Below are 14,842 nucleotides of genomic sequence, written 5' to 3'. Positions count from 1 at the left end.
GCATCATTTGCGCGCGGCGTAGCCGGTTCGATTGATGCCGTGGCGCTGCAGTTTGTCGTAAAACGTCTTTCGTGGAATGCCGAGCGCTTCGATCGTCCGGCGCACATCACCGTCATTGGCCGCCAGCGCTTCGCGAATGATTTCCGCTTCGTACTGCTCCAGCTTCTCCGGGAGCGTAGTTGTGGCTGCCGGCAGGGAAATCGCCTTCTCGGTGCCTCCTTCAAGCCCGAGTACCAGCCTTTCGGCAAAATGGGAAAGCTCGCGCACATTTCCCGGCCAGGCATGCGATAACAAGTGGCGGCGCACGCTCTCTGAAAGGGGAGGCACGTCCCGATGAAAACGGGCCGCGGCGCGGGCGGCAAAATGCGAAAACAACAGGGGAACATCCTCGCGGCGTTCGCGAAGCGGAGGAATGGAGATGGTCACGACATTCAGCCGATAATAGAGATCCTCTCGAAAATCGCCGCGCGCTTCGGGATCACCGAGATCGATCTTGGCGGCGGCCACGACCCTGAGATCGACCGGGCGTACCTCGTTTGTACCGAGCGGCGTGATTTCGCGCATTTCGAGAACGCGAAGCATCTTCACCTGCGTGGCCACAGGCATGCTTTCGATCTCGTCCAGAAAAAGCGTGCCGCCGCTCGCATGCTCGATCCGGCCCATGCGACGCTTTTGGGCGCCGGTGAAGGCGCCGGCTTCGTGGCCAAACAGTTCACTCTCGATCACGGTCTCGGGCAGGGCGCCGCAATTAAGCGCCACGAAATTGCCTTTTTTCCTTCGGCTCCACTGATGGAGAAGCTGGGCGACCACCTCCTTGCCGCTGCCGGTTTCTCCAGCAACAAGCACGTCGACGTCGGTATCGGCGATGTGCCGCAGGATATTCCGCAGGTTTTCCATCGCCGGTGTCTGGCCAATCAGCGGCAGACTGTCCTGCGCGTCCTCGGCCGCCCGCCGCAACGCACGGTTTTCCATCACCAGCCGTCGTTTCTCGCTTGCACGACGTACGCTCTGGACCAGGCGATCGGCCGCAAAAGGCTTTGTGATGAAATCATAGGCGCCGTTCTGGATCGCCTGAACGGCCATTGGAATGTCGCCATGGCCCGTAATGAGGATCACCGGCAGGTCGGTGTCGATCTGCTTCAACATTTTGAACAGTTGTAATCCGTCGATCTCGGGCATGCGGATATCCGTCACGACGGCACCGGCAAAGTCCGGCGACAGTTCGACAAGTGCCGCCTTGGCGCTGCCGAACGCTGAAACGGTAAACCCGGCCAGTTCGAGCGTCTGCGCGGTGGCGCGGCGAAGATCCTTGTCGTCATCGACAAGAGCGACTGGCGTCAGCGGGTCCATGATCTCATGCCTTCTTCAGATAAACGACGAATTGCGTTCCGCTGTCATCGCTCGATACCTCGAGCCGGCCGCCATAGTCGGCGACGATGTCCTTGGATATGACCAGTCCCAGACCGAGGCCGCTTTCCTTCGAGGTGTTGAACGGCGTGAACAGCCCTTCGCGGATTTTCGGCGAAATGCCCGGTCCGTTGTCTGCGACGGTCAGCATCACGGTGTCCGCATCGTTCACCACCCTGACCTCGACGCGGCCCTGCGAACCTTTCGACGCCACCGCCTCCAGTGCATTCTGCAGAAGGTTGATCAACACTTGCTCCAGCCGGATGCGGTCTCCCATCACCATGAGGCCGGCCTCGGGCAGGTCGATGTCGAGTGTGTCCATCCGCCCCGCAAACCGGCTGCGCAGCAATATCACCGCACCCTCGATGATATCCACCACCGCGGTGGGTTCCGCGGCGCTGCGGCCCTTGCGAGCAAATGCCTTCAACTCTTCGGTGATCGAGCCTATCCGCTCGGTCAGCGCGGCAATATTTTCCAGGTTCTCGCCAGCAGGCGCCGTTTGCCCGCGGCCGAGGAATACGCGCGCATTGTCGGCATAGGCTCGAATGGTGGCGACCGGCTGATTGATCTCGTGCGCGACGCCAGCCGCGACCTGGCCGAGGATGGCCAGCCGGTTGGCTTGCACTAGATCCTGCTGCACCGCTTGCAGTTTCTGTTCGGTATTTCTGTGATCGGTGATTTCCGCCTGCAGACGGTCGCGCGCCTGGCTGAGATCCAGCGTTCGCTCCGTCACGCGGCGTTCCAGTTCCTCCCGCGCCTGCTGCTCGCGGAATATCCGCAACGCGAGGGAATGGCGCCGGCGCAACAGGAAAGCGCCTGCTGCCAAAAATGGCAAAAGGACAAGCAGCGCCAGCATGCGCGCCTCGCGCACGCTGGCGTCGATTGGCACTTTCAGTGACACCAGGTGCTGTAACTGCCATGCCGTGGTCGGTACGGAAACCTGCACATTCAAAAATGCCGTCTCGCCGGCATCGCCCGGCATGACGATCCGGACCAGATCGAGCCCGTCGCCGAGGGCTCCTACGACATGGATCGGCAGGGGTCGCAACGGCGCGTCGCCGAACTGAAGGCTTTCGCGTATGCTGGCGAGGCGATCGGGAGCGATTTCGCCGATGGTCATGAAACGCCAGGAAGGAATGCTGGTGACGAGGACAATGCCGCGCTCGTCAATCGCATAGGATGGCTTTCCGGAGGCGTTCCAGTCCGCCTCGACATCATCGAATTCGACCTTCACCACGACGACGCCAAGCGGGCCGCTGCTGCCGCCAATACGCTGCGAAACATAGAGCCCCGGTTTCTTGCTGACGCTGCCAAGCGCGAAGTGCTCAGCCTGCCCCTTGGCCATCGCGCGCTGGAAATACTCGCGAAAGCGATAGTCATTGCCGACGAAGCTCGTCGGTTCGTGCCAGTTGCTGGCCGCGACCGCGACGCCGTCGTTTCCGATAACATAGATGACCGCAGCCTTCGTGCCCGCGGCCAGTATTTCCAGCTTGCGATTGAGCTGGTCGAACGCACCGGCGTCGTTTGCCGCCAGCGCCGTGGCAAGCGCGCTATCCTGCGAAAGCACAAAGGGAAGCGCTCGATATTTTTCCAGGACCGTGCGCAAGAGTGCTGCATTCAAACTGGCACCGTTGCGAGCCTGCGCTTCGAGCGCGACTTCAGCGCGTTGCCGCCCGATCTCGCCGCTTCCCCATAATCCGGCGACGATTACCATTAAAGCCACGCCCGCATAGATAAACCACGCCCAGCGGATGCGCGTGTGCAATGGAGCGGACGGCGCCCACCACTGAAATCCCAAAACAGCCATGGCGAAGTTGTGCATATTTTCGCACAAACATCAACAATTCCGGTGTGAAATCTCGCATAAAAGTCGCCTATGGCTGTAGTGGACGGTTGTTTTTAATGGCGTATTTTCAATGATTTACCTTCAGATGAGAAAACTGGCATGGCGATTGCGAAGCATTTCCTCAACAGCGGCTCGACCGTTGGACTTGAAGCGAACGGCTCGGGAGGCCGGAACGTGTTCCGGCGGGCCAGAAGGAGGAAATCATGATTGCAGCATTCGACGCGGCCGAACGGCCCCAAGGCAAGACACCTTTCTACAGGCATCTCTATGTCCAGGTTCTCGCAGCCATCGCCGCGGGTATCCTTCTTGGGCATTTTTACCCGGAACTCGGCACACAACTGAAGCCTTTGGGCGACGCCTTCATCAAACTTGTCAAAATGATCATCGCCCCGGTCATTTTTCTGACCGTGGCAACCGGCATTGCCGGCATGAGCGACCTGCAGAAGGTCGGCCGCGTCGCGGGCAAGGCCATGTTGTATTTCCTGACCTTTTCGACGCTTGCCCTGATTATTGGCCTCGCCGTCGCCAACCTGGTCCAGCCCGGCGCGGGCATGCATATCGACCCGGCGTCGCTCGATCCGACGGCAGTCGCCACCTACACCGAAAAGGCGCATGAGCAAAGCATCACGGGCTTCCTCACCCACATCATCCCGACCACGATTGTCGGCGCCTTCGCGGATGGAGATATCCTGCAGGTCCTGTTCTTCTCCGTGCTGTTCGGCATTGCGCTTGCAATGGTGGGTGAGAAGGGTGAGCCGGTCATCAATTTCCTCAACGCGCTGACGGCGCCGATCTTCAAGCTCGTCGCCATTCTGATGAAGGCAGCTCCGATCGGCGCCTTCGGTGCCATGGCATTTACTATCGGCAAATATGGCGTCGGCTCGATCGCCAACCTCGCCATGCTGATCGGCACCTTCTACGTCACCTCGCTGCTCTTCGTGCTCGTTGTCCTTGGCGCTGTTGCCCGCTACAACGGCTTCTCGATCCTGGCGCTGCTGCGCTATATCAAGGAAGAACTGCTGCTGGTCCTTGGCACCTCATCCTCGGAAGCTGCCCTCCCGGGACTGATGAACAAGATGGAAAAGGCCGGCTGCAAGCGCTCGGTCGTCGGCCTCGTCATTCCGACCGGCTATTCCTTCAACCTCGATGGCACCAACATCTACATGACGTTGGCCGCGTTGTTTATCGCCCAAGCCACGGATATCGACCTCTCCTGGGGCGATCAGATCCTGCTGCTGCTTGTCGCGATGCTGAGCTCCAAGGGCGCAGCAGGCATTACCGGTGCCGGTTTCATCACGCTTGCCGCCACGCTCTCTGTCGTGCCTTCCGTGCCGGTCGCGGGCATGGCGCTCATTCTTGGCATCGACCGCTTCATGTCCGAATGCCGGGCGCTGACCAACCTCGTCGGCAACGCAGTCGCCACGATCGTTGTTGCTCGCTGGGAGAATGAATTGGACGCGGACCAGCTTGCCAAGGCGCTCGACGGAAAGGTCATTGACAGCCTCCCGCCAACCGGCCTCCAGCCGGCCGAGTAGGACAAGCGGTACCTCTTTGTGCTTTTTCCGAGAAAACGTGTAACGGCTCGCCCAGGCGAGCCGTTACACGTTTAGACCCAATACGGTTCACTTAGAGTAAAATTAACATTCAGTTAACGATGGCTGTGAATCAATGCCCACCTGCGAATCGGGGGTGGGATTGATGGGGCGTACGGTGGCGGGGCTTGCGGCGGGACGCCGGATCACGGATTTCATCGGTCTGGGGGTGATCGCCAAGACATTTCCGATCGGCAAGGTGCATGAGGTTCTGGCCGCGTCGGGCAAGACCAGCATCCGCCAGCGCGATCTGCCGGCTCATGTGGTGGTTTACTACGTCATCGCCCTGGCGCTGTTCATGAACGCCTCCTGTAAAGAGGTGCTGCGGTGCATGCTGGAGGGCGTCCAATGGCTGAGCGGGCCGGGGGCTGCGCTCAAGGTGGCGGGAAAATCGGGTATTTCCCAAGCCCGCACGCGGCTCGGCTTCGAGGCGGTGCAGCGCCTGCATGACGCGATGGTGCAGCCCATCGCGACACGGGGGACCAAGGGGGCCTGGTTCGGGGCGTGGCGTCTGGTCAGCCTCGACGGCAGCACGTTCGACGTCGCCGACGATCCGGCTCTCGAGGCCGCCTTCGGTCGGCCGGGCGCGGGTCATGGCGAAAGCGCCTTCCCGCAAGTCCGCTTCGTCTCCTTGGTGGAGAACGGCACGCATGTCTTGTTCGGCACGAAGATGGCTGGCTGCACCACCAGCGAGATCGCCTTGACCAAAGAGGTTCTGCCAGCCCTGCGCCAAGGCATGCTTTGCTTGGCGGATCGCAATTTCTTTGGCTACGCGATGTGGACCCAGGCCAGCGCCACCGGAGCCGACCTGCTCTGGAGGATCAAGCAGAATGCGCGCCTGAAAGACGAGCAACGGCTGCCCGACGGCTCCTATCTGAGCCACATCTATCCGTCCGAGACCGATCGCCGGCGCAAGACCAAGGGCGTCGCAGTTCGCGTCATCGATTACCGCCTGGACGGCGTCGAGGGTGCCGAGCCCATCTATCGCCTGGCCACCACGGTTCTCGACCACGCCAAGGCCGGCGCCGAAGACCTGGCCGCGCTCTATCACGAGCGCTGGGAAATCGAGACCGCCCTGGGCGAACTCAAGACCCACCTGCGCGGCGCCAAGATCGTCTTGCGCAGCAAAACCCCCGACCTGGTGCGCCAGGAGGTCTTCGGCCTGTTGATGGCCCACTTCGCCATTCGCGGTCTCATGCATGAAGCCGCCCTCCAGGCCGACGAGGACCCCGATCGGCTCTCCTTTCTGCACGCAGTTCGCGTCATCCGCCGAAAGCTCCCCGCCTTCGGCGCTATTCCCCCCTCGGCGTCGAGCCGCCCTGCATAGCGCCATCCTCGCCGAGATCCTCCAGGAGCGCGTCCCACCCCGCGCTCATCGCCGAAACAAACGCGGCGTCAAACGCAAGATGAGTAACTTCCCTGTCCGACGAAAAGCCGACAGGCCACCACCGCCCGTCAACATCAAAAACGCCATCAGAGTCGTTATGTGAACCGTATTGGACTTAGACCACGAGGTTCGGGAAGAAGCCAAGATCGATCCGGTTTGCCAGCGATTGATGACGGTGCCCGGCGTTGGCCCAATCGTGTCGCTGGCATACGCGGCGACAATCGACATTCCGGCCCGATTCCGATCCTCGCGGGCGGTTGGAGCTGTTCTCGGATTGACGCCGATTCTCAACCAGTCGGGCGAGAGTAACCGCATAGGCCATGTTTCCCGTTGTGGCGACGGTATGCTGCGGACCCTTCTCTACGAGGCCGCGCAGAAACTGGAGGGGAAAGAAGCCTCGCCGACAGCAGGCGCGATCGACAGCCAAAGCGTTAAAATGACTGAAAGCGGCTCGTTGAATGCCTTTGCCGCGCCGTCGATCGTGCGGTTGTTGTAGGGATGATGGTCCTCGGTTGTTGGAAAACTGTCGGCAAGACCAAGGACGGATGCCGAGGATGCCGCGATCACTGCTGCAGCACGATGATGCGGACGATGTAGGCGCTACCCAGGGTGAGCATGCCGCTGATCATGAAGACGAGGCCCAGTTTCACGAGGCCCGCCAGCTCCTGCCTGAACTGCGGAGCAGACAGATCGGGCGTCGTCTGGAGCATCTGCCGGCTGTACCACCACGACGTCAGAAGCGTGACGGCAGCGACGGCGACAAGAGACGGCACGATCCCTTCGGAGCCGAACATGTACACCAGCGGTATGGTGATCACCGTCGTGAAAAATGCGGCAACCACGTTGATGCGGGCAAGAGTTGAAATTTCACGTAGTCCCTGGATCAATGCCGTCTGGCCCGCGGAGGCCAAACGAAAGAAAATGGCAAGCGCGAGCAATGCGATGCCGGCGGCATGCTGATGGTCGCCGAATGTGAGCCACGCCACGGGGAAGGCCAATACCGCAAGCATGATCGTGCCGGCGATGCCGAGCACCATCGATACCCGTTCCAGGACGAATGCGGTTCGCGCAATTTTTCCGTCGTCTCCCGTTCCGACGGCCTCGGCGATTTGGCGCACGCCGCTGGATTGGATTCCGAGACCCGCAACCGTCTGGGCGATGTCGGCGATCGAGCTGTAAATGCCCATCAGGCCAACACCCTCGGGTCCGAGCAGCACAGCCATTGCCTTGTTGCGGATGATCGCAAACCCCAAGGAGACCAGCGACGAACTGCCGATCAACACCGTCGATTTGAGGATTTGGATGTAGGTGTGCCCGGCAACCGGGGGTTTGTTCATGTTCATGGATCGCTCAAGTCTTTCGCTTCCCGTGCGTTTTCGATGGAAAGCCACGGTAGTCCGTGTCGATGATACGCCGGACGACAATGTTCACACTCGTTTGCCAGCTTGGCGCCCGCCAGCCGAAAACCCTCTCGAATTTGTCGGTCGAGAGGCATGAATTGGACGGGCGCTTGGCCTTTGTGCGGTAGTCGGCGGAAGCGATGTCCTTGACCTCTGCGAAAGGGCCGCCATGGGTCCGGCTTGCGTTGAAGATATGCCTTGCAAACCCGGTCCAGTTGGTCTCGCCGGTGCCGGCGACATGAAAGACGCCGGCATGATGTTTTGCCGGATGCGTTGCGACGAGCAGGATGGCAACGGCCAGGCCCAAAGCGGATGTGGGATTGCCCCATTGATCGGAAACGACCGCAACCGCCTGACGCTCGGATGCCATGCGCAGCATGGTCCTGACAAAATTGTGGCCGAATGGACTATAGAGCCAACTTGTCCGCAGGATCATGTGGCGGGGTTGACGCTGGCAACGGCGCGTTCGCCGCGCAACTTGGTGTAGCCGTAGACGGTTTTTGGTTCGGCGTCGTCCTCTTCGTGGTAAGGATAGGGGTCGTCTCCGGAAAACACGTAATTGGTAGACAGATGTATGATCGGCACGCGGAGCGCCGCCGCCGCCTCGGCCACCGCAGCAGCACCGACAACATTGAGCGAATAGGCAAGGTTCCGTTCGTGCTCGGCGCGATCGACCGCAGTATAGGCGGCTGCCGACACGACGACTTCAGGCTTGGCCGCAAGGATCGCCTCTTGGATGGATGAGGGATCCGCGAGGTCGAAGTCCGGCCGGCCGACGGTTACCAATTCGATGTTCGGCATGCCGGCCGCCGCCTCGACAAGGCTGGTCACCACCTGGCCGCTCGTGCCGGTCACCACAATTTTCATTGCTTCGCCGCCACTCTGCCGGGCCGGCGGCCGGCGCAGGTGTTCTCACGGATCGCCTTCCACCACCCATTGTCAAGACAAAGGGCAGTGGTTCGCACAGGCCCAGTTTCCAATCTTTTTTGTGGCCTCCAACCCAACTGATTTTCGATATCGGACGCGTCTGTCGCGCAGCGGCAGTTGTAACCCGGCCGGTCGTCGATGAAGGTAATCGTAGAGGGTGTGCCGCCTCCCCCGGCCAATGTGATCCCCTTCATTGCAAGAGCCCCTTGGTTCTGCCTTGAAATGCGTCTGTTCGTTTCACTCGCTTCGTTAGCCCCTGGCTTACGAGCCGCTCATTGGCTTACCTGTTCGGACTGCGTGTTCCGTGTTTCCGGAAGCTGCGTCATTTGCGGAGAGGGTTGAGGGCTCTGGGACATTTTGCGAGCGACCCGTACGACGTCGCCCGGCAACAGACGGGTTGAGTCCGACACGGGGATCTCCCTGATCGCTTCACCGGTTCGTCGCGTTACTGTAAAGGCAAGCGTAACGCCGCCGCCAAATGTGCCCGATCCCACGCCCTCGGACAGGGCGTTCAGCAGAAGCTTCTGAGTGGTATCACGCTTCAGTACCAGTTGATCCAGATCGGCCTGTTGCGCTTGCAGTTCGGAGGCGACCTCCGTCTGCTGCTTGTCATAGAGTCCCTCAAGATTGCGCGTTGTCTCGGCGATATTCTGGCGTGCCCGCATGATGGCCGTCACCAGGTCGAGCCGATTGGCGTGGTAACTGCGTAGGGTCCGTTCAAGATCTGCTTGGCGTGATGGAAGCGCAATGCCACGCTCGACCATGCTCTTGGCACTCGCGACCTCTTTTTTGATCGATGCGATGTCCTCGTCGGTGCCACCGATCTTCTTTTCGATGACACCGATTTCAGCGTTGAGGAGCTCGCGCAATTCCACGAGAGACTTCGACTGCCGGCTCACGACCTTGATGCGGGCGACGAGAATGGCCTTTTCCTGTTCAAGGATTGCCGCGGCGAGTTCTCGATCTTCCTGCGAACTTTGATCGAACCGCATCTCCTTTGCGCCAGAAATCTCGGCTTGAAAGCCGGGCGATCCGTATCTTGCTGCGCAATATGGCGTTTTCGGTTTCCCGAAGTTGGCCGACATATCCTATCTTATCCCCGGAGCTCAGGGAGCCATTCGATGGTCGGAATTCGCCGCCGCTCATGGCCAAAGACTGCAAAACGGTGAGGCCGGGGTGAAACTTGTACTCTCCCGGCTTACTTACATCTCCCACGACGTAGATCGGTTGCTGCTCGAGAATTTCGACGGTGACCTGAGGTGTTTCGACCAATCCTATTTTGGCCTTCAGTTCCCTGGAAATTTCGGCGGCTAGCCCAACGTCATCGAGCTGACAGACAGAGTACCGATCACGGGCAGCGAAACCGTTTTCGCCTCCGAAATCAGGAACTCGCCGCCGATCGCATCCCATTTTTCATAGACGCCTTTCGTGGGCATCCACTGGACGATCGTCAGTCGAATTCTCGTCTGTGATGCAAGTTGCGAGTCATCGGCCAGAACCGGAGTCGCGATGCTGCCGAAGACACCCATCGCCGCCGCGATGAACGCTGCGTGAAGCGGTCCAAGGCAAGGCCGGAAAGATGCGTTCAAGGTCGTTCTCCATGCTGCAAAACCAAAGCGCCCCGTTGCCGCGAGGCCAAGCGCAATGCTCAGTGTGCCAATTGAACACGGATTGAGAAGGGGAAGAGCGGAGGTTCAGCGTCATCAATATTGCTGAAAATCGGGGCCTGCGCGTACCTGAACTACACCCAGGTGGATACCGGCTCGGCCTGGCTGATCTAATGACGGATGTCGGCAAAGGAGGGGTAGGAGAACAGGCGCAAGCGTACTACCGTCGGAGTTCAGGTACTAGACCATTTGGATGAGTGAGGACCTAGCTATATCTCCTCGTCTATTGAGCGTCAGCCCCCGTCTCCGCCCTTTTGCGTCATCGCGCTTGTCAACGAACTGGGCTAAAGTCCACGAGTGTGTGCCGCCATGGCATGCAGGGACTGATTTGGAGCATCGCGTGCCTTTCCGGCCGTGGCTAAGATCGCTCCTACACTTTGGAATTTTGCGTAAATCCTGAAATCGGCCGGTTTAAGGATCGATGCAAAATGGTGTGCTAGGTAACGGATATGCTGTTGGACGGGAATGCATATGACGCTGCAGGCGCCAGAAGGCGGCTTGAGCCGCAACGCGTCATTTTGATTCTGACGAACAGCGGAAGCGTATCGGAACGATTGATCGATGCCATTGAACGGGAATTCCCGTGGATCCGCATCGAGCAGGTCGAGCATGTTGGCGCTGCCTGCACGACTTTTTCTCATCCGGTTGCGCTTATTCTGGTTGACATAGCGTTGATGAAGAAAGCAGAAGCCGCATCGGCCGAACTTCTGCGAATACACCCGCATGCCCTTACGGCCGTCATCGAGCCTTACGACAAGGTTCAGGTGACGCCTCTGAGCGAAGTTGCAGCCTCTCCGCTCATTCGCAGCGTTCTCCCGATGGACCTCAGGCTCGACGTCTGGCTGTCGATCATTGGTCTGATGCTTTGCGGCGGTGAGTATTTTCCACCGGGGCTGATGATCCAGACGATGTTGCGCGATCAAAGCGCGACTTTATCTGCACACAACGGTGCAGCGCCCGCTTCGCAGAATGGATTGAACACCATCGCCGAACTCACCGCACGCGAGTCGCAGATCCTCGGGATGGTTTCGCACGGTCTCCAGAACAAGCTGATTGCCGCCGAATGCGGGCTGTCCGAGCATACCGTGAAGATCCACCTGCACCACATCATTCGGAAGTTGGGCGTCCACAATAGGACCGAGGCAGCTGCAAGGTTTCGCAACCATCACCACAGCGGGCAGCCAATGAGTGAGAACTGAGTTCGGATGCCGCCTGCCGAAGTTCCCCTTGATATCGAATTTGTTCGATTCTGGTGATTAATCCGACAAGCTCGCTGCCATGATCGAGCGCTAGCCGACGGGATTAGATACGCCATGACGCATTATGCCTGGACGATAAGGGTACATGGCTGGCACGATCTTCAGAAGGTCACCACGTTGGCTGAGCTGCGTGACATTCTCAATATATTGGAACTGCCCGGCATCGCGCCGCCAGATTGGATCATCATGGACTCAGGGGGCAATGAGGTTGCGGGGCACGGTCGCTATACCCACGATGAGGGTGGCAAGGATGAATGGTCGATCTCGTGGACGCTGGTGGATGACGCGCCAGACGGAATGACATCGCCGGAAACGAAGCATGGGTTATGACAAAGGAACGCTTGCGGTGCCCTTGATTGCCCTCCGACCTTGGTCCTAAGCGGGTCGGACGAACGTCTTATCATAGCGAGGGAAAGGTCTGACATCCCCGGATCAGCTTAGTCTCGAGTTGACGGCGCAATTGAGCCGTGAGCAAAATCTTGAAGGTGTGATGGGCACAAGGTCGAGGACTCCCCGTTGGTCCACCATGCCAGTCAAGCGTTTCGCTCCGCTATCGCAACGGTTGCGATGATGTTGACCTTCAGCGTCCACCATTGCTCACCGGTGCCTATTGCGATAGCCGATATCGGGCGAGCGGTATGTCATCCGCGTTTTCAAGGGAATAGGAATGTCGACGGGTCGTAGATTTATTGCAGCGCTGTGGTCCGTCTCTATCGTTCTCTCCGTTTCCACGATTCCTTGCAAGATCAAGTTTTCTGGCTCGACCGTTGAGTTCGCTTCCCAGTCCGCGATGGCGAAAAACGGCGGTAACGGCAATGGCAAGGGCGGTGGCGGCAATGGCGGTGGCGGGAATGGCAAGGGAAGCGGCAGCGCAAACAGCAATAATTCCGGCGACAATTCGGGTGGGGCGAGCAGGAAGGGGGCGGTAATCGAAGACGACACTTCGGCGCTGGGCGTTCGCCACATCGATGGGATGAGCGAAGAGATCAGAAATGGCCGCTACATCATGAAGGACGCCCGAGGGCGCACCATCGTGAACCGGCGGGCAACGTCAGCAGACGCAAAACGGCTTCGATCGCTTATTCATTGACCGCGGTGGTCGATCGCATCACGCAACACCATGGCAGCTTCGGTCCGGTTCGTGACGCCCAGTTTTGCCATGATCTGCGTCATATGGTGCTTGACGGTCTTCTCCTGCAGATCGAGTTTCCTCGCGACAAGTTTGTTGCTCATGCCTGACGCCACGAGATGCAGAACCTCGTGCTCTCTCGCGGTCAGGTTCGCAACCAGCTCTGACTGGTTTGCTGAAGCCTGCGAGCGGTTGGACAGGAGCTTTGCCGATAGCGTCGGAGCGACATAGCTTTCCCCCTGAGCCACGGTGCGAATGACATCTGCCAGTGTGCGGGAACCAATTCCCTTAAGGACATAACCCTTCGCGCCACTGTTCAAAGCCGCGGTAACATCGTCGCTGGCCTCGGAAACGGTAAGCATGACGATCTTCTGCAACGGTGCGATTTCAAGGATCAGCGGGATCGCATTCAGTCCGCCGCCTGGCATCGAGATATCCATCAGCATGACATCCGGGTGCAGATTCTCGGCAATACGCAGCGCATCGTCCTTCGAGCTTCCTTCTGCGACGATTTCAAACCCGTCGATCTCCGACAGGCTTCGCGTCACTCCCTCTCTGAACAGAGGATGATCATCGACCACCGCCACGCGTATTCCTGGCATCATGCTTGTCCAATCTCCTCGGTGCCGAGTGACATCCTAACGACCGTACCGGGCGGGGACGAGCTGACGTCAAATGTGCCGCCCAGGCTTTCGATCCGTTCCCTCAGACCGGCGAGTCCAAGGCTTGTGGGTTGCACGTCGCCGGGATCGAAGCCCGGTCCGCTGTCTGCGACCTCGATCATGATCCGGTCGCCTTCCATTGTCTGCATGACACGTTGGCCGACGCCTCCGCCATGGCGGTAGGCGTTGTTGAGCGCCTCCTGCATGAAGCGGTATATGCATATCTTGGCGGACGGAGAAAGGCGATCGGGCGGGGCGGATATCGACAAATCCACGGCCGATCCTGTTCGCTGCTTGTGAGCCTGAACGCTCCGCTCCAATATTTCCGATAAGCTCGCAGCCTCTATCTGCGGCAGGACCAGTCCGCTGCATATCGTTCTGATCTCATCCATGGCCTCATCGAGGCTTGCCTTGATGGCGGTGATTTCGCGTTCGCGCGCCGCCAGTGAGGTCTCGGGACTGATCAGCGCATTGCTGTCCAGCCGCAACGAGGCAAATGCAACGAGTTGCGCAGGGCCGTCATGCAGGTCGGCGCCGATGCGTCGCAGATGGCTTTCGTTCAGCGCCGTTGCCCGTTGCGACGCGCGCTGCAGGCGTCCCCGCAGCGTCTCGTTTTGCGAAAGCAGAGCCGAAAGCTCGTAGATGCGCTGCCCAAGGGCACTGCGCTGACTTTCGATGGTTCTGCTGCCCCGCAGGACGATCGCCGAAAGCACGATGAAGAAGGAGGCCGTGAAGGCCGCAACTGCAAGCCATGCGTGGAAACGCGCCCGGCGCAGGCTTCGCTGGAAATCATTGGCAATCTCGTGAAATTCAGAAACGGCGACAACTTGTCCTGACCACGGTTGAAGAACCGGATTGTAGATCTTGAGAAGCGGCACGCCGGCCGGCCGGTCAGTCTCTTTGTCAGCGGCGTCAAACGGCTCGAACTGGGCAACCATCGTGCCGGCAAATGCCGTCCTCAAGTCGTCGCTGGGATCAAACCGCTTGCCGACCGCGTCCTCCTCGTTCGAATAGAGAACAGTGCCGTCCGCTCGCCAGAGGCGGAACGACAGAAGCCGCTCACCCAGCGCTCCCTGCCCAAGCGTTTCATCGAGGGCGCGGGTGGCTGCGTCGTCCAGAACCTGGGTCGTCTGCATATCGGGCAAGAGCGGCGCGATGACGCTGTCGACGTAGAGCGCCGTGGTTGCGGCCGAATTTCGCGTGACCGCATCTTCTATCAGGCTGGAAACGAACCCGCCGACCAGTACCATGGCGGTCGTCGCGACAATGCCGCCGATCAGCAGGAACTGTTTCGTCAGCGACTGCATGTTCCATCGTGTAATCAGGGTGTCGGCGCGCACGAGCAATCTCGGGATCGGTCGCCTTGATCGCAGGCGGCACTTCGGTAGCGGTTAGAGTCGTTAAACTACCCACTCCAGCCGAACGGTCAATGGCACGCGAACGGTATGGACATTTGCCGGACTTTTGGCGTCACCCCGATCAGACCTAAGTCTTACACGCTGAAGCAATGGTCCGTAGGCGATGGAACCGCTCTCGTGGGCACACTATGCTGGCTTCACATCGAAG

The 14,842-nt window shown here is 59.5% G+C and carries 11 protein-coding genes and 4 pseudogenes; 6 read left to right on the top strand and 9 right to left on the bottom strand.

The genetic code is table 11. The features are described from left to right. Window positions 1-3: 3 nt before the first annotated feature. Complete coding sequence (locus ACSQ2Z_RS24165) at window positions 4-1,350, bottom strand: sigma-54-dependent transcriptional regulator (RefSeq protein WP_436083744.1); 1,347 nt, start codon at window positions 1,348-1,350, stop codon at window positions 4-6. Between the two features lie 4 nt (window positions 1,351-1,354). Further along, a complete protein-coding gene (locus ACSQ2Z_RS24160) occupies window positions 1,355-3,229 on the bottom strand; it encodes a sensor histidine kinase (RefSeq protein WP_436083743.1) in 1,875 nt (624 codons plus the stop codon). A 227-nt stretch (window positions 3,230-3,456) separates the two neighbouring features. Between ACSQ2Z_RS24160 and ACSQ2Z_RS24155 the strand changes: the two genes are divergently transcribed. The 3 genes and pseudogenes from ACSQ2Z_RS24155 to ACSQ2Z_RS24145 form a co-directional block, all read left to right on the top strand. Further along, on the top strand, window positions 3,457-4,788 hold the full coding sequence (locus ACSQ2Z_RS24155; protein WP_436083742.1) for a dicarboxylate/amino acid:cation symporter: 1,332 nt from the start codon (window positions 3,457-3,459) through the stop codon (window positions 4,786-4,788). Window positions 4,789-4,942: 154 nt separating this feature from the next. Continuing rightward, window positions 4,943-6,172 (top strand): IS4 family transposase, encoded by a 1,230-nt coding sequence (locus ACSQ2Z_RS24150; RefSeq protein WP_436082954.1) that lies wholly within the window; start codon window positions 4,943-4,945, stop codon window positions 6,170-6,172. A 208-nt stretch (window positions 6,173-6,380) separates the two neighbouring features. Continuing rightward, window positions 6,381-6,614, top strand: a pseudogene (locus ACSQ2Z_RS24145) (transposase); the annotation flags it as partial. A 62-nt stretch (window positions 6,615-6,676) separates the two neighbouring features. Here ACSQ2Z_RS24145 and ACSQ2Z_RS24140 read toward each other — a convergent pair. The 5 genes and pseudogenes from ACSQ2Z_RS24140 to ACSQ2Z_RS24120 all read right to left on the bottom strand — a co-directional run. Beyond that, a pseudogene (locus ACSQ2Z_RS24140) lies at window positions 6,677-6,799 on the bottom strand (NAD-dependent epimerase); the annotation flags it as partial. Between the two features lie 2 nt (window positions 6,800-6,801). Beyond that, window positions 6,802-7,575 (bottom strand): annotated as a pseudogene (locus ACSQ2Z_RS24135) (oligosaccharide flippase family protein); the annotation flags it as partial. A gap of 7 nt (window positions 7,576-7,582) precedes the next feature. Then, window positions 7,583-8,499 (bottom strand): annotated as a pseudogene (gene rfbD, locus ACSQ2Z_RS24130) (dTDP-4-dehydrorhamnose reductase). 332 nt (window positions 8,500-8,831) lie between these two features. After that, window positions 8,832-9,551, bottom strand: a complete 720-nt coding sequence (locus tag ACSQ2Z_RS24125; RefSeq protein WP_436083741.1) for a hypothetical protein — start codon at window positions 9,549-9,551, stop codon at window positions 8,832-8,834. Window positions 9,552-9,869: 318 nt separating this feature from the next. Then, on the bottom strand, window positions 9,870-10,148 hold the full coding sequence (locus tag ACSQ2Z_RS24120; protein ID WP_436083740.1) for a hypothetical protein: 279 nt from the start codon (window positions 10,146-10,148) through the stop codon (window positions 9,870-9,872). 527 nt (window positions 10,149-10,675) lie between these two features. Here ACSQ2Z_RS24120 and ACSQ2Z_RS24115 point away from each other — a divergent pair. The 3 genes from ACSQ2Z_RS24115 (at window position 10,676) to ACSQ2Z_RS24105 (ending at window position 12,575) form a co-directional block, all read left to right on the top strand. After that, a complete protein-coding gene (locus ACSQ2Z_RS24115) occupies window positions 10,676-11,425 on the top strand; it encodes a helix-turn-helix domain-containing protein (RefSeq protein ID WP_436083739.1) in 750 nt (249 codons plus the stop codon). A 114-nt stretch (window positions 11,426-11,539) separates the two neighbouring features. Next, window positions 11,540-11,815, top strand: a complete 276-nt coding sequence (locus ACSQ2Z_RS24110; RefSeq protein WP_436083738.1) for a hypothetical protein — start codon at window positions 11,540-11,542, stop codon at window positions 11,813-11,815. Between the two features lie 337 nt (window positions 11,816-12,152). Continuing rightward, complete coding sequence (locus tag ACSQ2Z_RS24105) at window positions 12,153-12,575, top strand: hypothetical protein (protein WP_436083737.1); 423 nt, start codon at window positions 12,153-12,155, stop codon at window positions 12,573-12,575. Here ACSQ2Z_RS24105 and ACSQ2Z_RS24100 read toward each other — a convergent pair. Beyond that, window positions 12,569-13,219 carry a response regulator gene (locus ACSQ2Z_RS24100; RefSeq protein WP_436083736.1) on the bottom strand — a complete coding sequence of 217 codons (651 nt, stop codon included), beginning with the start codon at window positions 13,217-13,219 and terminating at the stop codon, window positions 12,569-12,571. The genes ACSQ2Z_RS24105 and ACSQ2Z_RS24100 overlap by 7 nt on opposite strands. After that, the gene (locus ACSQ2Z_RS24095) at window positions 13,216-14,616 is read right to left on the bottom strand and encodes a sensor histidine kinase (protein ID WP_436083735.1); all 1,401 of its coding nucleotides are present in this window, start codon (window positions 14,614-14,616) and stop codon (window positions 13,216-13,218) included. The genes ACSQ2Z_RS24100 and ACSQ2Z_RS24095 overlap by 4 nt, the downstream gene beginning before the upstream one ends. Window positions 14,617-14,842: the final 226 nt, after the last annotated feature.

Origin of the sequence: Pararhizobium sp. LjRoot235 (assembly GCF_964254145.1) — a bacterium.
Classification (GTDB): domain Bacteria; phylum Pseudomonadota; class Alphaproteobacteria; order Rhizobiales; family Rhizobiaceae; genus Pararhizobium.
Note: the sequence above shows the minus strand (reverse complement) of the source record. Positions and strands in the feature narration are given on the sequence as shown.